Source organism: Rhizobium sp. BIGb0125, assembly GCF_024810055.1.
In the GTDB taxonomy this organism is placed as follows: Bacteria; Pseudomonadota; Alphaproteobacteria; order Rhizobiales; family Rhizobiaceae; genus Agrobacterium.
In genome coordinates this window covers 175,086-193,286 of sequence record NZ_JANUDV010000004.1, presented here as the reverse complement: position 1 = coordinate 193,286, position 18,201 = coordinate 175,086, and the positions used below count along the sequence as shown (strand labels likewise).

Sequence of the window (18,201 nt, the reverse complement as noted above, 5' to 3'; positions counted from 1 at the left end):
CTTGCCTGGATCTCCGTGATTGTCACAAGTCTGGAGATCGTAGATGACATTCAAGATTGCTATAGGTGCCGTTCGCGGCCATCCCCCTCATTTGGTTTATCGTTTCGTATAAACCGAAATGCGTGTCTCATCCGCCGTTTGCGGCGTGCTGTTGCTGGTCGTTGGCTGGCAGGTTGGCACGTGGCTGTTTGCCCCTGCGCATTACATTCTGCCCTCGCCCTATGACGTCGTTTCGGCGTTGTCACGGCAGCCTATCTACTTGCTCGAAAACAGCCTGATCACCCTGACTGAAATGGTGGTTGGCCTTGTATTGGGCACAGGGTTTGGCGTTGGGACAGCTTTCGCAACAGCCGCATTTCCGAGACTTGGAAAGCTGGTCTGGCCAACCCTGCTGATCCTGCAGGCATTTCCCGTGTTTGTCCTTGCTCCCATCCTCGTGCTGTGGCTCGGTTTCGGCATGGCCTCGAAGGTAGCGATGACGACGCTGATCATCTTCTTTCCTGTCGCCTCTGCCTTCAATGACGGCCTACAACGCACGGAAAGAGCGATCCTGGATGCCGCAGCGCTCACGCAGGCAACACACTGGCAAATCCTGCTGCGGTTACGGGTGCCCCTTGCCCTGCCGGGACTGATTTCGGGCCTGCGGGTCGCAGCGCCGCTCGCACCCCTTGGTGCCGTCATCGGCGAATGGGTCGGCGCGTCCTCAGGGCTTGGTTTTGTCATGGTGCAGGCCAATGCCCGTATGCAAACCGATACAGTTTTTGCAGCCATGGCCATTCTTGCGGTTCTGACCGTGCTTTCTCGCCTTTTAATCGACCGCCTCACCACTGGGCTCACCCCATGGGCGGTCGAGACTGAACATTCCCTGCCATTTCTTAATTCCTCAAGGAAACACGCCTGATGAAGAAACTTGCCCTTTCTCTTTCCATCGCACTTGCGACGATCCTTCCCGCATCCGTGACACATGCCGCCGACAAGCTGACGGTGATGCTGGAGTGGTTCGTCAATCCCGATCACGCGCCGATGGTCATCGCCGCTGAACGCGGCATCTTCAAAGCTGAAGGATTGGAAGTCGAGCTGGTACCACCAGCCGATCCATCTTCCGTTCCGCGTCTGGTCGCCGTCAAACAGGCCGACATTGGCGTGCATTATCAACCAAACCTCTATCTCGACAACGCTGCCGGTTTGCCGATCCTGCGGTTTGGAACACTTGTCGAGACACCGCTTAACACCGTGACGGTTCTGGCTGATGGGCCGATCAAAAGCCTGAAGGACCTTAAGGGCAAAAAGATCGGTTTTTCTGTATCCGGTTTCGAAGATGCCATGCTGAAGCGCATGCTTGAGAAGGAAGGTGTCAGCCGTGACGATGTTGAGCTTATCAACGTCAACTTCTCGCTGTCACCTTCGCTGATCAGCGGCAAGGTCGATGCGACACTTGGCGGCTTCCGCAATTTTGAACTGACCCAGATGAAGCTCGCAGGTCACGAAGGTTATTCCTTTTTCCCTGAGGAGCATGGTGTTCCCGCTTATGACGAACTGATCTTCATCACCAATAAGGATCTGGTCTCGGACAGTCGCTTGCCGCGTTTCCTTGATGCCGTCGAACAAGCCTCGATCTTCCTCACAAACCACCCGCAGGAAGCTTGGGAACTGTTCATCAAAGCCTACCCCAGCCTCAATGACGACCTGAACCACCAGGCATTCATCGACACCCTGCCGCGTTTTGCCAAACGCCCCTCGGCACTGGATCGCGCTCGTTACGAACGTTTCGGCCAGTTCATGCAGGACATGGAACTGGTGAAACAGGCGCCTGCCGTTGAAGACCTTGCGGTGGAATTGCAATGAGCACGGCCCATACAATATCAGCTGAAAAGGCAGCCGATGTGCTCGAGCGGGTGCGGCAAAGCCGCCCTCGCGTCCATTGCCTGATGAACACCGTCGTGCAGAAATTCACTGCCGATGGCATTACGGCGGTCGATGCCATTCCTTCGATGACATCGTCGATGGAGGAAATCGAAAGTTTTGTTCTCAAAGCCGATGCGTTGACCATTAATCTCGGCACGCTGGATGCGGAGCGTCGCAAGGTTATCCTGCTTGCTGTGCAGGTGGCCAATGCGCATGGCAAACCTTGGATCGTTGACCCCGTCCACTGCGACTACTCTCCGTCGCGACTGGCGTTTGCAAGGGACCTTCTGCAACATTCGCCGACCATCATCCGTGGCAATGCGGCTGAAATGGCGCTGTTTGACGACACAGGCAACAGCTTGCGAATTCAAACCGGTCCGCAAGACCATTTGTCTCTCGCAAATCGATCGGTCCGTATTTCCAACGGTCATCCATGGATGGCGAAAGTGACCGGAACAGGCTGCCTTTCCGGCGGCATAATCGCCGCGTTCCTAGCGGTAGAGCCAGACGCGCTGCTGGCGGCCAGTGCGGCCCTGTGTGTGACGGGAATTTCTGCAGAGCAGGCCGCGGTCTACGCCAACGGTCCCGGCACATTCGAGCCGGCATTTCTCGACATGCTGTCGGCCATTGGCCGTCAGGACATCATTTCCCATGCAAGGATAGAACATGACGAAGGTTGATTATCGCCTGAACGCGTTGGTCGATGGCTCCCTGATCGATATCGCCCCGCTGCCGGAACTCGCCCGTATCGCGGCCGAAAACGGCGCAACACTGATTCAATACCGCGACAAGACGGCATCCACCCGTTCGATGATCGAAAGGGCCAAGGAAATTATAGCCGCGCTCAAAACAAGCGGCGTCCCGCTTGTCATCAACGACCGCGTTGATGTCGCGCTGGCGGCTGGTGCAGATGGGGTGCATCTGGGTGCGGACGACATGGATGCGGAGACAGCACGGAGCCTTTTGAGTAGCAAGGCGATTATCGGACTTACCGTCAAAAATGCCAAGGACGCGGCACGCGCCGCAGCGGCGCCTGTCGACTATGTCTGCATTGGCGGCGTGTTCGAAACAGTATCGAAAATCAATCCTGACCTTCCAGTCGGCATTGATGGTTTCAGTGCGTTGCGGACAGCACTGCGTCAGCAGCGACCCGAACTACCGGTCGGCGCCATTGCTGGCATCGATTTGGCAAGAACACCAGAGGTCGTCGCGGCCGGTGCCGATGGCATCGCGGTTATCTCCGCGATTTTCAGAGCCAATGACATTGCTGAGGCGACACGCAGCTTCCGTGACGCGGTGGATGCGGCACTCTCGGAGAAACGCCCATGACCGCCATTGCTTTGACCATTGCAGGTTCCGATAGCGGCGGCGGGGCCGGCATTCAGGCTGATATCAAGACATTTTCAGCGCTTGGTACTTATGCCGCCAGTGTACTGACCGCAATCACCGCGCAGAACACCAGGGGCGTGACGGCTGTTGAAGACATTTCCGTACCCTTAATCGTCGCGCAGATGGATGCCATTTTTTCCGACCTCGATGTCGATGCAGTCAAGATCGGCATGGTGTCCCGGTCGGAGACAATTTTGGCCATTGCAGAGCGACTGCGCCACTACAAACGCAGCGTGGTTCTCGATCCGGTGATGGTTGCAACCTCCGGCGACCGGCTTTTACAACAGGAAGCGATCGAGACACTGAAGCAAGAACTTGTCCCGCTTGCAGCCGTCGTCACGCCCAATCTGCCAGAAGCAGCGCTGTTGACGGATCTGCCCATCGCTGCAAACCAGAGTGAGATGGCGCGCCAGGCAGACGTCATCCTGAAAGCAGGGGCACGCGCCGTGCTGATCAAGGGTGGACACGGTGACGGCCCTGACAGCACCGATCTTCTGTTCGATGGAAACGAAATCCAAGTCTTGTCCGCACCGCGCATCGACACCAACAATGATCACGGCACCGGATGCACGCTGGCCGCCGCAATCACCGCGCATCTCGCCAAAGGATATTCACTGACCGATGCGGTGGAGCAGTCGAAGGACTATCTGCACAAGGCACTGCAAGCGGGTGTCGGCCTTTCAATTGGGCACGGTCGTGGACCCGTACACCATTTCCACGGCTGGTGGTAAATATGGTCTGGCGAGACGATAACATCAGGCATGTTGCACAGCGTCTCAGCGACGCCATCGAAGCAATGCTCGGCGCACTTGCTGTTGTCGTCCTTGCCATCATGCTGGTCACTGTTCTTGCCACTGCCGGCATGCGCTATTTTTTCCATACCGGTATTGTCGGCGTCGAAGATTTTGGCATCTGGCTGCATATCGCCCTCATTGCGCTTGCTGCCCCGCTCAGTGTCACCGGGGCATTGGCAATGCGTTTTGATGTACTGGTCCGCGTGTTGCCCGAAAGAGGGCGTGCACTGACACGCATAGCGGCTGACAGCATCAGTGTCATGGCAGCGTTTGTCCTGACCTTTGGCGCTGTCAACATAAGCACGATGCTTGGCGGCTACTCACCCACACTTGGTCTACCGGAATGGATTCGTTTCGGTTTTATAGGCATCGGCGGCGCATTGTTGTTGATCATGATGTTGCTTCGCTGGCTGGCAGCCGGGCAATGGCGGACAGGCCTTGCTGCACTAATTTTAGCAACTATGTTCTATACCGCTGTTCCGCTGGTTCTTATCGAAACATCATTTCCGGCCAGTCTCTATCTGGCACTGATCGCAGGGGCAGGTTTATTGCTGGCGGCACCGCTTGCCCATGCATTTCTGGTTGCCGCCTATCTGGCCATTTCATTTGGCAGCTCCCTGCCGGAACAGGCTATTGTTTCGACAACCGTCACCGGCATGTCAAAATTTCTGCTGTTGGCCATTCCATTTTTCTTGCTGACCGGCGGCTTGCTTGGCGCATCTGGGGCTGCACAAAGGCTGGTGCATGTTGCCCAGACACTGGTGGGTCACAAACAAGCCGGTCTGGCACAAACCGTATTGTTGACCAGCGTGCTTTTCTCGGGCGCGTCAGGTTCTTCGGTCGCCAACGCGGCGTTTGGAGCATCGACCTTCCAGCCGGAGCTGGTGCGGCACGGATATCCACCTGCACAGGCAGGCGCCATTATCGCCGCAACCTCCGTGCTGGATAACGTCATCCCGCCATCCATTGCGTTTCTCATCCTTGCCGCCGCAACAAACCTCTCGATAGGTTCATTGCTGGTCGGAGGCTTTTTTGCGGGCGGCGTCATGGCATGCTGTCTGGCAATCGCCATTCATTTGACCGTACGCGAAAAAAACAAGCGCCTCCCTGCCCCGGCAAAAGAACGTTGGCAGGCAGCATTTGCAGCCATTCCGGCCTTTGGCCTCGGTGTTATTGTGGTCGCTGGCATTCGCTTTGGCATTGTCACCACAACGGAAGCCTCCGCTCTCGCTGCGGCCTATACATTTGCACTCGCATATTTTGCCAGAACAGGCGCTAAAACGCTCTATGGTGTGTTTCGCCAAGCCGCCACCGAGGCGGCGGCCATTGGGCTACTGATCGGGACAGCCGCACCATTTGCATTCCTGCTCGCAACCGATGGCGTGGCCGGCCACGTCATGGACTTTGTAGTCATGCTTGGCGGCAGTGCCTTTGCCGTGCTGCTCCTGGCCAATCTCGTGCTGCTTGCAGCCGGTCTGGTGCTGGACATTGGCGCAGCCATTCTGCTGTTTGGTCCCATCCTCCTGCCTGCGGCGGTCGCGGCTGGCATTGATCCCATTCATTTCGGCGTCATTCTGGTTGTGAACCTGATGATCCACGGACTGACGCCACCCATCGGCATGTTGATTTTTGTCGTAAGCGGCGTAACGAACGTGCCTGCGTCCTCTCTGTTTCGCGCCGTTCTCCCCTATCTGACTGCGCTTCTGCTCTCCCTCACCATTCTTTGCGCCTACGCGCTTGTTTTCCGCTGAAAGGATAGTTTCCGTGCATAGATTTTCTCGCCGCATGTTTTTGAAAAGCCTCGGCATCGCAACAGCCACGCTGCCTCTACCCGTCCTGATGAGGCCGGCCTTCGCCCGTACCCAGACAATAACCGTTGCATCACTGCTGGGAGAGGACAAACCGGAAACCAAGATCTGGCACCAGATCGCAAAACACGTGGAAACGCGCCTGCCGGGCCGCTTCCGTTTCAACATTGTTGCAAATGGCGCATTGGGCGGCGAAAAGGAAGTCGCTGAAAGCATGCGGCTCGGTTCCGTGCAGGCCAGCCTCTCCACAGTCTCAGCCCTGTCGGGCTGGGTACCGCAGTTGCAGCTTCTCGACCTGCCCTTCCTGTTGCGCGATGCGGAACATCTCAGACGTGTCGTCAACAGCGATATCGGCCAAAGCCTGAAGGATGAACTGCTGCTGCAGCAATTTGTCGTTGGCGGGTTTATCGACTATGGCGCACGCCATCTTCTGACAAAAGAGCCGGCCCGCACACCGCAGGATATAGCAGGCCAGAAAATCAGGGTTATTCAAAGCCCGCTGCATACAAAACTCTGGAGCTCTTTTGGCGCGGTGCCGGTCGGCATCCCTATCACCGAAACCTACAATGCACTGGCATCTGGCGTGGCTGACGCTATGGATCTGACGAAATCTGCCTATGCCGGTTTCAAACTTTACGAGGTCGTGCCCTGCATGACACAGACCGGACATATACGCGCATCCGGTGTCGTGTATTTCTCCAACATATTTTGGAGCGGACTGTCGGATGAGGAAAAGACCGTTTTGTCGGAGGAGACCGCTGCTGGCGCCGACTACTTCAACCAGCTGATCGTTGAAGATGAAACAGCGTCAATGAAGGTAGCCTCATCCTTGGGCGGACAGGTTTTTGAGCCAGAAGCACTCGATCAATGGCGGGGCGGTGCCACTGCCGTGCGGCGTGACTTTGCCGATGTGGTTGGCGGCATGGCACGTATTGATGCAGCGGAGGCTGCCTGACGAAAATGGTTTAGCGGATCGCGCTATTCAATTGATGAAAAAGAAAAAGCGGCCAAAGGCCGCATTTTCTGGCAGTGCGGGACGCTATTGCAGGGCTTTACAGATCGCCGAAATAATTGGCGATCACCTCTGTGGTCACACCATTGGCAACCAGAACGGCAAGCAGAACTCTTGCTTGACCGGGCCGTAGTGTTTTGGAATGCACGGCCCCCGCTGCCCCCATGTCATAACCGCCACCTCCGCCGCCATACCCTGGCACCAGCAGACCAGTCGGAACACGGCTGGAAACAACAACCGGAATGCCTGTGTCGCTGCAACGTTTGACGGCCTGTACCACTTCCGGGTTGGCGTTACCGGAGCCCAGCGCGGCCAGCACGATGCCGTCAACACCAGCAATGAGACTGGCATCAAGATGGGTAGCATGACAGCCCGGGTAAATCGCAGCGATATCAACACGGATATTGCTGACGGGTTTTTCAAAGGTGTCCAGCGATGGACAGATATCAGGCCGCGCAAGTCGGAAGGCATCAGCTTCGTCAGCCGAGTATTTGTATAACCCCCATGCTGACAACACACTGCCGCCAAAACCCAGGAGAACACCATGCTTTGCATTGGCAGGGTCAACAGCCAGAGCAATCGCCGCTGCCAGATTGGCCGGACCATCGGTCTCAGGATGGTCTGCGGTAAACTGCGCACCGGTTAAGATAACTGGCTTGTTCAGTTTGTGCTGAAGATGCACCAGAAGAGCAGTCTCCTCCATGGCGTCCGTACCATGGAGAATGACAACACCAGCGATGTCAGGGTCACGCAGCTGCCTGCCGACTTCATCACTGATGTCTTGCATGTCGGCGAGCGTCAGGCTGGACGAATCCTTCGCCATCAGCTCGACCGGCTTTAGCCTTGCCTGCATATCCGGCAGAACAGACAACAGGTTTTCGCCCGTGAGGGACGGCTTGCTCGATCCGTCCTCACTTTTTTTGCTTGCAATCGTACCACCAGTGGCGATTACCGCCACCAGCGGAAGAATGTTTTGCGACTTCACAGCAGGCCCCGCTTGCTTGCAACGTCAGATTGATTGTGCTCGCTAGCGATTTGCTGGATTCGGTCACGAAGCAGATACCACCCTATGACAAGCGCCGGAGCGATTATCAAGATGGAAGCAATTGTCCATGTGCCGGCCGGGTAGTCAAAGGCCATGAGGACAAGCACGCTGAACAGGAAGATAAGCGTGAGAATGCCTGTGTATGGCGCGCCAAACATGCGGAAGTCAGGGCGCGCCAACTGGCCACGACGAGAAAGCTGCCACAGCTTGAGCTGGCAAAGAATGATAACACCCCATGCGCAGATAATGCCGAGAGCCGAAAGATTGAGCGCGATTTCAAATGCAGCTGCCGGAACAATCGCATTCAAAATGACGCCGATCACAGTCACGACAGCCGTCACGGCAATGCCGCCATAGGGAACGCCGGCCTTGTTCATTTTGGCAAGTGCCGCCGGTGCGGAACCGGAAATTGCCATGGAGTGCAAAATACGACCGGTGGAATAAAGGCCTGCATTCAGCGAAGACAGCACCGCCGTCAGAACCACGAGGTTCATGATGACATCAGCGCCTTCAATGCCAATAGCACCGAAGAATGTCACGAATGGGCTCTCACCCGCCTTATAGGCGCTGTACGGTAACAGCAGCGAAAGCAACAAAACTGAACCGACATAAAACACCAGAAGGCGGATTACCACAGTGCGGATTGCGCGTGGCATGACCTTGCGTGGATCTTCAGTTTCACCAGCAGTCGTGCCAATGAGCTCGATCGATGCATAGGCAAAGACAACACCTTGAATAATCACAAAGGCCGGCAATATTCCGTTGGGGAAGAAGCCGCCATTCTGCGTTATCAAACTGAAACCGACAGTGTGGCCTTCAATCGGCGTCCCAAAGATGACGAAGTAGACGCCAACCACCAGAAATGTCGCCAGCGCTAGGACCTTGATAAGGCTGAACCAGAATTCCAGCTCACCAAACACCTTTACTGAAAGAAGATTCATGGCCAGAACGATGATCAAGGCACTTAGCGCGAAGACCCACTGGTCGATGCCGGCAAGCCACGGAACATATTGCTTGAAAAAGTTCATGTAGAGCGCAACGGCCGTAACGTCCGCCACCGATGTCATGGCCCAGTTCAGCCAATACATCCAGCCAACGGCAAAGGCCATTTTTTCGCCGTAGAACTCGCGTGCGTAAGACACGAAGGAACCGGAGCTTGGCCGGTACATGATAAGCTCACCCAGTGCACGCAGCACCAGAAATGCGAAGAAACCGCAAAGCGCATAGACGAATACCAGCGCCGGTCCAGCCATGGCCAGCCGCCCACCGGCGCCAAGAAAGAGCCCGGTGCCGATGGCGCCACCGATTGCGATCATCTGGATTTGACGCGGTTTCAGCGCCTTATGGTATCCGAGGTCTTCCTCGGCAAAGACCGCTCGGTCATCGGATGTTTTCTGAAGATTTTCGACTGACATAGCTCCTCCCTCTGAGCCCTGTATGCAATGGATCGTGATTTACACTTTCGAGTGCGAATGCGGTGTCGCCCTGCCGTCCGTGCGAGGCTGCGCTGGACCGTATTTCAATTGGCATGCTGTAATGCTGTATGACAGATATTTTCTCATATTCGCAGCATGGGCCCGCCGTCAAGCAGGATTCTGTTCAGTTGACCTTTGCAACGGACAGGAATACACAAGCCATAATCTGTCTTACAGCTATACAGATTATGTCACGATCCATAGGAGGACAATGTGGTCACGACGCGTACGGAGCACGATTTGCTCGGTCCAAAAGAAATTCCGACAGATGTTTATTGGGGTGTACACACGGCACGCGCCGTTGAAAATTTCCAGATAACCGGAACATCGATCGGTCATTACCCTTACCTCATTCGTGGCCTTGCCTATGTAAAGGAGGCCGCGGCACTGGCCAATCACGAGCTTGGTCTGCTGGATCAGGAACGACTGGAAGCGATTGTCAAAGCCTGCCGTGAAATTCGTGATGGCGCGTTGCACGACCAGTTTGTCGTTGATGCAATACAGGGCGGCGCCGGCACTTCAACCAATATGAATGCCAATGAGGTGATTGCCAACCGCGCCCTTGAACTGCTGAATCATGAAAAGGGTGACTACGGGCGCCTTCACCCGAATGATCACGTCAATCTCAGTCAGTCGACCAATGACGCCTATCCAACGGCAATCAATGTCGGCCTAATCGAAGCAATTGATGCCCTTTCTCATTCTATGGGCGTGCTGCAGAAGGCATTTGAGAAAAAATCCGTTGAATTCCATAGCATTTTGAAGGTCGGCCGCACGCAGTTGCAGGATGCCGTCCCGATGACACTCGGACAGGAATTCCGTACTTTTGCAGTGATGCTTGGTGAAGACAGAGCTAGATTGATTGAATCGGCCGCACTCCTGCATGAAATCAATCTTGGCGCCACGGCTATCGGCACTGGCCTCAATGCGCCCGCTGGTTATGCTGCCCGCGCCTGCGAACATCTTTCCCAACTGACCGGACGCCCGCTCGTTACCGCCGCCGATCTGATCGAGGCGACGCAGGATCCTGGCGCTTTTGTCCACCTGTCCGGCGTTCTCAAGCGGATCGCCGTCAAACTGTCCAAGACCTGCAACGATCTCAGACTATTGTCTTCCGGTCCGCGCGCCGGCATCGGAGAAATCACCCTGCCCGCTGTTCAGGCAGGATCAAGCATCATGCCGGGCAAGGTCAATCCGGTCATTCCGGAAGTCGTCAATCAGGTGGCGTTTACGGTCATCGGCAACGACATCACAATTACGATGGCGGCGGAAGGCGGACAATTGCAGCTGAACGCATTTGAGCCTGTCATTGTGCGGTCGCTCTCCGACAGCATCAGTCACCTGAGTGCCGCCTGCCTGACACTGGCAGAACGGTGCGTTGAGGGCATCGTCGCCAATCCAGCGATCATGGCCTTACGTCTGGAAGAGTCCATCGGACTTGCGACAGCACTCAACCCGCTGATCGGCTATTATGCGGCAACACAAATTGCGCGCGAGGCGCTCAGCACAGGACGCAACGTCCCTGAAATCGTACTCGACCGCGGTTACCTGACCGCTGAACAGTTGCTGGAAGCACTCAAGCCGGAGCGGCTTGCCAACTTGCAGGATCTTATGACTGCCGGGAGCGATCCGCAGCCATAATGCTGGTCACAACCTGCTTGACCTGACCAAGATGCGCCTCCATCGCCTTGATTGCGTCCTGCTCATTGCCCGCCTGGATTGTTTGAGCAATCCGGCGGTGTTCAATGTTGGACGCTTCCCGGCGATGGGCCATCATGTTCAGCAATTCTGACTGCTGGGAAATAGCGCCCCGCGCATCGGTCACAATCTTAGCAAAAACCGCATTCCCTGACGATTCCGCAATCAACGTATGAAATTCAGAGTCCAGCAGCACCCATTTATGGGGATCTGTTTGCCGATCCATAGCATCGCACAGATGCAGCAAAGCCGTAGCCTGTTCATCAGACCGGCGCAGTGCCGCCCATCCAGCAGCAGGAACCTCGATAAAGGGGCGTGCCTCAATCAGATCTCGTGCGGAATAACTGCCGTAACTCAGTTCGGTGCTGGGTGTAGATGTGAGAATGAAGGTGCCGCTGCCCGTACGTGTTTGCGTTAGTCCCAGCGTTTGCAGCGAACGCAAAGCTTCACGCACAATCGGCCTGCTAACCCCGTAACGAACCGCAAGGCTGCTTTCGGATGGTAATCGTGCACCAACCGACAGACGTCCAGACGTTATTGCAGAACGAATATCTTCGAACACCGATTCAGCGGCGTTCTTCCGACTGATCGGACTTGCATCAGATAACCAATCAGCCAGTTCACTCATAGTTGCAACCTTCACAAACATCCGGGCTTTGTCAAGAAGCCACACCCGAAGGCAGCAGATCTGTTAGCCAGATATCGAACTACAACATCACAACCAAAAGCGGAATTGATTTCTGTAAGTTACGCGATTTTCGACGCAACTGACACACTCAACGACTGCCATTCAGGTTCGTGTCAGAAAAGCCGGACATCTAGCCATCAGAGCCGGTTGCAAATGCACATCCCCACGACCTTCAAAATCTGAAGGAGAGTATTGCCCGGTTTATGATCAAAACGAAAATACGGGTGGCAAATTGGCGTTTCTCACAGTGAAAACCGACAGGATCGAAATGTTTCGTCCTGTTATTGGCAGCGGAACATTAAGCGCGCTGGGCGCACTTTATCTGCTGTTTTTCCTCAACAGAACGTTCTGGAGCAAGATACACATCTATCTTTCGCCCTACCCGGTAGCGATTACTGCACTTTACGTCGCGATGAGCGCATTGTTCATCGCAATGATCACGATCTTTTCGGTCAAATATCTGATCAAGCCGTTTCTGGCATCGCTGATCGTTATTGCCGCATCAGCGTCCTGGTTCATTGATCGCTTCAGCGTCATCGTGGACAGCGACATGGTGCGCAACGTGTTTGAAACGACACCTGCGGAAGCCGGCAATCTGCTGACATGGGGTTTCGGATCCTACATGGCAATGTTTGCCGGATTGCCAATACTTTTTCTTGCCCTCGTGCGCGTCCGGCACCGGTCATTTCCGCAGAAACTGATGCGCAACACCGTGACAGTCCTGGGCTGCGTGGCAATTGTTGGTTTCATCGGTTTTGCAAACTCGAAAACATTCACGACCGCCATACGCCAGCACCGGGACATTGTGAAAAGCATCAATCCGCTCACACCGATTTCAAGCACCGTGCATTACCTGACGCAGGCCGGGCATGAAGCAAAAATCATCGCAGAGCCAATCGGCCTCGATGCCAAGGTCATGGCATCGGCCGGTGGTGTCAGAAAGCCTCGAGTGACCGTCATCGTTGCCGGTGAAACCGCCAGAGCAGCAAACTTCTCGCTGAATGGTTATGCCCGCGACACCAATCCCGAACTTGCCAAGCGCGATATTGTTTACTTCCCGAACACATCCAGCTGCGGTACGGCAACCGCAACATCGATCCCTTGTATGTTCTCGAAATTCACACGTGCGGAATATACCCACGCCAAGGGTCTTGCCAATGAGAACGTGATGGATGTTCTGTCCCATGCAGGCATCAGCGCCACATGGTGGGACAATAATACCGGCAGCAAGGCTGTGGCCGATCGTATCGATTTCACCGATCTTGCAGCAACAAATGACCCTCGTTTCTGCACCGGTGGCGAATGCAAGGACGAGATCTTCATGGAGCGGCTCGACAAGTGGCTCGACTCCATCACCAAGGACAGCGTTGTTGTTCTGCACCAGATGGGCAGCCATGGCCCGACTTACTACCTGCGTTATCCGCCGGAATTCAAGAAGTTCAGGCCTGACTGCGAAACCGCAGAACTTGCCAATTGCACCGACGCGCAGATCGTAAATTCCTATGACAACTCCCTTCTCTACACCGACCATTTTCTGGCAACGATCATCGACAAGCTGAAAGTCCACTCTGACAAACTGGCAACCGGCATGATCTACGCATCGGACCATGGTGAGTCCTTGGGTGAAAACGGGCTTTACCTGCACGGCACGCCGTATCTTCTGGCGCCTGACCAACAGACCCACGTGCCCTTCCTCGTCTGGTTCGATAATGATTTTGCCAAATCCATGGGATTGGACCGGGCCTGCATGGCAGAGGAAGCAACAGCTGGTGCTCACTCCCACGACAACTTTTTCCACAGCATCCTGAGCATGATGAATGTTCAGACCTCGGTCTACGATCCGAAACTGGATATCTTTAACCGTTGCCGGAGCAACCAGGTCTCATGAGTGTAATGCCAGACTATACAAAACTGACTGGCATCACGCATTTGCTGGCCGCCACACGGTATTCCGCAGCGGGTGCCAAACGGGCGTGGAAGGAAACCGCATTCCGCCATGAAGTGTTTGCCTTCGGGCTTTTGATGACCGCTTATCTCGCGCTTGGCGTCAGCCTGACGATCCTGTGCGCAGCCATCATCCTGTTTCTGGCGCTTTCCTCAGCTGAGGCACTGAATACGGCAGTCGAAGAGATCATCGACCGTATTTCCCCGGAGATATCGACGACGGGCCGCCATGCTAAAGACCTTGGTTCTTTTGCAGTTTTTTGCCTGCTGACGGCCAATGCAGTGCTGTTTTTATATGCTGTCGTCACCCACTTGTTTTTATGACGAGTGCGCTTGTTCCGGCCGCGAACGACATGTCATGGCTTGACGCCTTGACCTCTTACAGAATACGCAATGACAAATCGCTTTATGGGGTTGTCTTGCGGGTTCTTCTGGTTGAAGACGATTATGTGCTTGGAGAGGCGTTGCGTGATCACGTAGCAGCCGCAGGCCATGCTGTGGATTGGTTCAAGAACCTGGCAGATTCAATCGCTGCAACGCAGACAGTCAATTATGGGCTGGTGCTCCTGGATTTGCGCCTTCCCGATGGTGAAGGGCTTACATTGCTCAAGACCCTGCGCTCCGCCCATGATTCAACACCCGTCATCATTCTGACTGCCCATGATCAGGTATCGGACCGAATTGAAGGCTTGAATGCCGGTGCGGATGATTACCTCGTCAAACCTTTCAATCTCGGCGAGTTGACGGCGCGTATGCTGGCAGTCTCACGTCGTTACGAAGGCAGGTCGGTCTCAGTTGTTACCCTGCCGGATATCGAGATCAATCAGGCGGTGCGCAGCATTGATGTTCACGGCAAGCCCGTGTCACTGAGCGCACGCGAATGGGCCGTTCTGGACAAATTGATCGAGCGACCCGGCGCGCTTGTGTCCAAGACACAGCTCAGCGAAACCTTGTACGAATTCGGCGCTGAAATTGAGAGCAATACGGTTGAAGTCTACATCAGCCGTCTGCGAAAAAAAATCGGGCATGGCCGCATCGAGACCGTGCGGGGCATTGGCTACACAATCCGTTGAGGCAACAATGAACGCCAAAATGAGCATGACACGCAAGCTCGTTTACGCCGTAACCGCTGTGGTTGCGGTGGCATGGCTGCTTGCCTCCAGCCTTGGCATCATGGTGATGCAGGACGAGTTTGCAGAGATATTCGACAGCGCCGTTGAAGAAACGGCTGAGCGCTTGTTGCCGCTTGTCGTGAATGACATCCAGGAAGGTGGCGTATCGTCCGCGCAGCTAGACTTCACGCAGCGAGCCGCTGGCAAGGAGTATTTGACCTACCAGGCGCGTGACCGGCTTGGACATGTTCTTGTTCATTCGCATGACAGTTCGACCGAGCCCTTTGATGTGCCGCTCGTTGCGGGTTTTGCAGACACGTCTACACAGCGCATCTATACCGCCGTATCCCCTGACGGTGCGATTTTCCTGCAAGTGGCAGATGCTTTTGCCAATCGCCGCGAAGCTATTGTTGAAGCAAGCGTGGCATTGTTCCTGCCGCTTATCATTCTGATCCCTGCCAGCATCGCTGCGGTTATCTTTGTGGTTCGTCGCACCTTGTACCCGATCCAGGAACTGCGGGACGATATCGGACGCAAAGACAGCGGCAATATGGTGCCTGTTGATGCAAGCCCCCTGCCGGCCGAGTTACATCCGATCGCCCGTTCAGTGAACCTGTTGCTTGAACGTCTGCGGTTATCCCTCGAAGCGGAAAGGGAATTTACCTCCAACAGTGCCCATGAATTGCGCACGCCGATTGCGGGCGCGCTTGCCCAGGCACAGCGTCTGAAAGCAGAAGTGCCGACGGAGTTTTCACCACGCATCGACCAGATTGAACAGTCGCTGTCACACCTTGGTCGTCTGGCAGAAAAGCTTCTCCAGATGTCGCGCGCCGATGCCGGCATCGGTATTTCCGATACGCTGACAGACCTCGTTCCGGTGATAAAGGTCGTCGTCGGCGACCTCGAAAGAATGTCAATTGGTGACGGTCGGATCAATCTTCAGCTTGGCAAAGACGCGCAACTTGAACGCCACATCAATCCGGATGCCTTCGGCATTGTAATTCGCAACCTGCTGGAAAATGCCCTGGTGCACAGCCCGCAAGACAGCATGGTGGAAATTTCTGTCGAAAACGGCAACCGCCTGCGTGTTGCCAACGAATGCGAACTGATCAGCCCAGAAGATCTCGCCGGGTTGACGGCGCGCTTCACCCGTGGGCCAACCAAGGCCTCCGGTTCTGGTCTTGGTCTGGCGATCGTTAGCAATCTCGTCGAGAAGATGAATGCTAAACTCACTCTCTCGTCACCCGCATCAGGAAAAAAAGATGGCTTTGAAGCCATTTTGACCTTCTAGCCAAATAACTGGAAAGCGACCTTACAGACGTTCCAGGGCATCTTGCGCTTGCGCTCTGGTCGGCATGCCACGACGGCCACCAAAGACTTCGCATTTCAGTGCGGCTGTGACAGAGGCAAGTCGCATCGTGTCGCGCAGTGGCAAACCTTCGGCGATGGCCAATGCGAAGGCACCGTGGAAAGCATCGCCAGCAGCCAGGGTATCAACCGCCTTGATAGTCAAGGTCGCCTGATGCTGCACTGTGCTGGAGGCATTTTCCAGCCAGAAACAGCCTTTTGAGCCAGCCGTAATGCACAAAAGTGTATCCGGCAACTTTTTCCGCAAGGCCAGCAACATATCGGTGACATCGTCCAGACCAGTCAGACTTGTCGCGGCGGGTTCGGAAAACACGATGTGGCTGGCCGCCGGTGCCAGTCGCTCCAAGACCTCGACCGGAGCAACGTCTCCATCCAGAATGGCAGGAATGCCAACGCGCCTTGCGGCCTGCAACACCGCAAGCGCCAGCTTCGGCCAGCGAACATCCACCAGCACGGCATCAAATCCGGCGATCTCGGCATCATCAAAGGTCTTTGCCGTATCATGCAAGCGATGGTCGTAAAATGGCACGATCAGTCGTTCACCAAGATCATCAACCAGAATGGTCGATAGTGCTGAACGGGCACCCTCGGCAATCGTCATGCCGGACATGTCGATACCGTCGTGACCGAGATCACGCAAAATCCGGACACCGGTTTCGTCATTGCCAACCGCACCCCAAAGGCTGGCATGCCCGCCCAATCGAACGATGGCATAAGCAGCACTGGCTGCCATGCCCTCGGCAATCTCCAGCATGTCATAAGGCAATAATTTGCCTTCGCCCTTTGGCAGGTCATGAACTCGGAAGATTGTGTCGAGGACGGATGCCCCGACACACAGAATACGCTTTGTCACGTTGCTCAAATACGCTTGCCAGTTTCTTTGTCGAACAGGTGAATATGATCCGTATCTACTGCAATGCCGACCGTGCTGCCAAACTGAATATTGAGACGTTCGCGGAACAGGCAGGCAATTTCATCACCCTTGCAATTCAGCTTGGCATAGATTTCAGAGCCAGTGCCTTCAACCAGTGTGACCGTGCCTTCAATGTTTCCGGCAGCAGCCCTGATGTGCTCGGGACGAATGCCATAAACCAGGTTACGGCCATGAGCCGAGGCAGCCACGTCCTTCGGCAGTGGCAAGGTCAATCCGTTTTTCGTCCGGAAAATACCTTCCTCGATACGACCATCGATGAAATTCATCGATGGTGAACCGATGAAGCCCGCGACGAAGATATTGGCCGGGCGGTCATAGAGTTCCAGCGGCGCGCCAACCTGTTCGATGTACCCGTCATGCAGAACCACAATCTTGTCTGCCATAGTCATGGCTTCAACCTGGTCATGCGTCACGTAAATAGTTGTCGTACCAATACGCTGATGCATCGCCTTGATTTCACCGCGCATCTGCACGCGTAATTTCGCATCAAGGTTGGAAAGCGGTTCATCGAACAGGAAGACCTTGGGATCGCGCACAATGGCACGTCCCATCGCGACGCGCTGGCGCTGGCCGCCAGACAGTTGGCGCGGGTATCTTTCCAGCAATGCATCGAGACCAAGAATGGTCGCTGCCCGGTGGACCTTTTCCTTGATTTCCGCCGGGCTTGCTTTTTTGAGCTTCAGTGCGAAGCCCATATTTTCGGCCACAGTCATGTGTGGATAGAGCGCGTAGTTCTGGAACACCATGGCGATATCACGATCGCGCGCCGGTAGATGCGAAACCTCACGAGAACCGATGTGGATTTCGCCGTCGCTCAATTCTTCAAGTCCGGCAATCATGCGCAGCAGCGTGGATTTTCCGCAACCCGATGGGCCAACGAGGACAACAAAATCTCCATCCGTGATGTCAACGCTGATGCCGTGAATGACCTTGACGGCGCCATAGTGTTTCTGGACGTTTTGAATACTGACGGGTGCCATATGTGTATATTCCTGTCGAAAATCGTTTCGTGAACGGGCGTTGAGCCCG

17 protein-coding genes are annotated in these 18,201 nt (G+C 55.2%); 12 read left to right on the top strand and 5 right to left on the bottom strand.

Going from position 1 to position 18,201, the window contains the following annotated elements:
- Window positions 1–118 precede the first annotated feature (118 nt).
- Genes M2418_RS12620 through M2418_RS12590 form a run of 7 tightly spaced genes read left to right on the top strand, consistent with a single transcriptional unit; the run spans window position 119 to window position 6,851 of the window.
- Entirely contained in the window at window positions 119–901 is a 783-nt protein-coding gene (locus M2418_RS12620; protein WP_250985281.1) for an ABC transporter permease, read from the top strand.
- Complete coding sequence (locus M2418_RS12615) at window positions 901–1,845, top strand: ABC transporter substrate-binding protein (protein WP_250985280.1); 945 nt, start codon at window positions 901–903, stop codon at window positions 1,843–1,845. The genes M2418_RS12620 and M2418_RS12615 overlap by 1 nt, the downstream gene beginning before the upstream one ends.
- Window positions 1,842–2,585, top strand: a complete 744-nt coding sequence (locus M2418_RS12610; protein WP_250985279.1) for a hydroxyethylthiazole kinase — start codon at window positions 1,842–1,844, stop codon at window positions 2,583–2,585. Before M2418_RS12615 ends, M2418_RS12610 begins: the two co-directional genes overlap by 4 nt.
- A complete protein-coding gene (gene thiE / locus M2418_RS12605; RefSeq protein ID WP_250985278.1) occupies window positions 2,572–3,234 on the top strand; it encodes a thiamine phosphate synthase in 663 nt (220 codons plus the stop codon). Before M2418_RS12610 ends, thiE begins: the two co-directional genes overlap by 14 nt.
- On the top strand, window positions 3,231–4,025 hold the full coding sequence (gene thiD / locus M2418_RS12600) for a bifunctional hydroxymethylpyrimidine kinase/phosphomethylpyrimidine kinase (protein WP_250985277.1): 795 nt from the start codon (window positions 3,231–3,233) through the stop codon (window positions 4,023–4,025). The genes thiE and thiD overlap by 4 nt, the downstream gene beginning before the upstream one ends.
- 2 nt (window positions 4,026–4,027) lie before the next feature.
- Entirely contained in the window at window positions 4,028–5,839 is a 1,812-nt protein-coding gene (locus M2418_RS12595) for a TRAP transporter large permease subunit (protein WP_250985276.1), read from the top strand.
- A gap of 13 nt (window positions 5,840–5,852) precedes the next feature.
- The gene (locus tag M2418_RS12590; protein WP_250985275.1) at window positions 5,853–6,851 is read left to right on the top strand and encodes a TRAP transporter substrate-binding protein; all 999 of its coding nucleotides are present in this window, start codon (window positions 5,853–5,855) and stop codon (window positions 6,849–6,851) included.
- A 97-nt stretch (window positions 6,852–6,948) separates the two neighbouring features.
- Here the strand turns inward: M2418_RS12590 and M2418_RS12585 are convergent, their stop codons facing one another.
- Both M2418_RS12585 and M2418_RS12580 read right to left on the bottom strand, forming a co-directional pair.
- On the bottom strand, window positions 6,949–7,893 hold the full coding sequence (locus M2418_RS12585; protein ID WP_250985274.1) for an asparaginase: 945 nt from the start codon (window positions 7,891–7,893) through the stop codon (window positions 6,949–6,951).
- On the bottom strand, window positions 7,890–9,368 hold the full coding sequence (locus tag M2418_RS12580) for an amino acid permease (RefSeq protein WP_259146907.1): 1,479 nt from the start codon (window positions 9,366–9,368) through the stop codon (window positions 7,890–7,892). The genes M2418_RS12585 and M2418_RS12580 overlap by 4 nt, the downstream gene beginning before the upstream one ends.
- A gap of 273 nt (window positions 9,369–9,641) precedes the next feature.
- Between M2418_RS12580 and M2418_RS12575 the strand changes: the two genes are divergently transcribed.
- Window positions 9,642–11,069, top strand: coding sequence for an aspartate ammonia-lyase (locus M2418_RS12575; RefSeq protein ID WP_250985272.1), 1,428 nt, complete (start codon window positions 9,642–9,644; stop codon window positions 11,067–11,069).
- On the opposite strand, the gene M2418_RS12570 is transcribed toward M2418_RS12575, so the two are convergent.
- On the bottom strand, window positions 11,038–11,754 hold the full coding sequence (locus tag M2418_RS12570) for a FadR/GntR family transcriptional regulator (protein ID WP_250985271.1): 717 nt from the start codon (window positions 11,752–11,754) through the stop codon (window positions 11,038–11,040). The genes M2418_RS12575 and M2418_RS12570 overlap by 32 nt on opposite strands.
- A 328-nt stretch (window positions 11,755–12,082) precedes the next feature.
- Here M2418_RS12570 and M2418_RS12565 point away from each other — a divergent pair, with 328 nt between their 5' ends.
- The 4 genes from M2418_RS12565 (at window position 12,083) to M2418_RS12550 (ending at window position 16,161) form a co-directional block, all read left to right on the top strand.
- The gene (locus tag M2418_RS12565; RefSeq protein ID WP_250985270.1) at window positions 12,083–13,702 is read left to right on the top strand and encodes a phosphoethanolamine transferase; all 1,620 of its coding nucleotides are present in this window, start codon (window positions 12,083–12,085) and stop codon (window positions 13,700–13,702) included.
- A complete protein-coding gene (locus tag M2418_RS12560; protein ID WP_259146903.1) occupies window positions 13,699–14,082 on the top strand; it encodes a diacylglycerol kinase in 384 nt (127 codons plus the stop codon). The genes M2418_RS12565 and M2418_RS12560 overlap by 4 nt, the downstream gene beginning before the upstream one ends.
- Window positions 14,083–14,177: 95 nt before the next feature.
- Window positions 14,178–14,831 (top strand): response regulator, encoded by a 654-nt coding sequence (locus M2418_RS12555; protein WP_192489437.1) that lies wholly within the window; start codon window positions 14,178–14,180, stop codon window positions 14,829–14,831.
- Window positions 14,832–14,850: 19 nt separating this feature from the next.
- The gene (locus tag M2418_RS12550) at window positions 14,851–16,161 is read left to right on the top strand and encodes a HAMP domain-containing sensor histidine kinase (protein WP_259146902.1); all 1,311 of its coding nucleotides are present in this window, start codon (window positions 14,851–14,853) and stop codon (window positions 16,159–16,161) included.
- Window positions 16,162–16,182: 21 nt separating this feature from the next.
- Here the strand turns inward: M2418_RS12550 and M2418_RS12545 are convergent, their stop codons facing one another.
- A complete protein-coding gene (locus M2418_RS12545; RefSeq protein ID WP_259146900.1) occupies window positions 16,183–17,100 on the bottom strand; it encodes a sugar kinase in 918 nt (305 codons plus the stop codon).
- Window positions 17,097–18,152: an ABC transporter ATP-binding protein gene (locus tag M2418_RS12540; protein ID WP_259146898.1), complete on the bottom strand. Its 1,056-nt coding sequence runs from the start codon at window positions 18,150–18,152 to the stop codon at window positions 17,097–17,099. Before M2418_RS12540 ends, M2418_RS12545 begins: the two co-directional genes overlap by 4 nt.
- Window positions 18,153–18,201: the final 49 nt, after the last annotated feature.

Coding starts and splice junctions, on each gene's coding strand:
- M2418_RS12540 (WP_259146898.1), bottom strand. CDS start 18,152: ATGGCACCCGTCAGTATTCAAAACGTCCAGAAACACTATGGCGCCGTC.
- M2418_RS12610 (WP_250985279.1), top strand. CDS start 1,842: ATGAGCACGGCCCATACAATATCAGCTGAAAAGGCAGCCGATGTGCTC.
- M2418_RS12620 (WP_250985281.1), top strand. CDS start 119: ATGCGTGTCTCATCCGCCGTTTGCGGCGTGCTGTTGCTGGTCGTTGGC.
- M2418_RS12570 (WP_250985271.1), bottom strand. CDS start 11,754: ATGAGTGAACTGGCTGATTGGTTATCTGATGCAAGTCCGATCAGTCGG.
- M2418_RS12615 (WP_250985280.1), top strand. CDS start 901: ATGAAGAAACTTGCCCTTTCTCTTTCCATCGCACTTGCGACGATCCTT.
- M2418_RS12580 (WP_259146907.1), bottom strand. CDS start 9,368: ATGTCAGTCGAAAATCTTCAGAAAACATCCGATGACCGAGCGGTCTTT.
- M2418_RS12595 (WP_250985276.1), top strand. CDS start 4,028: ATGGTCTGGCGAGACGATAACATCAGGCATGTTGCACAGCGTCTCAGC.
- M2418_RS12550 (WP_259146902.1), top strand. CDS start 14,851: ATGAGCATGACACGCAAGCTCGTTTACGCCGTAACCGCTGTGGTTGCG.
- M2418_RS12565 (WP_250985270.1), top strand. CDS start 12,083: ATGTTTCGTCCTGTTATTGGCAGCGGAACATTAAGCGCGCTGGGCGCA.
- M2418_RS12560 (WP_259146903.1), top strand. CDS start 13,699: ATGAGTGTAATGCCAGACTATACAAAACTGACTGGCATCACGCATTTG.
- thiE (WP_250985278.1), top strand. CDS start 2,572: ATGACGAAGGTTGATTATCGCCTGAACGCGTTGGTCGATGGCTCCCTG.
- thiD (WP_250985277.1), top strand. CDS start 3,231: ATGACCGCCATTGCTTTGACCATTGCAGGTTCCGATAGCGGCGGCGGG.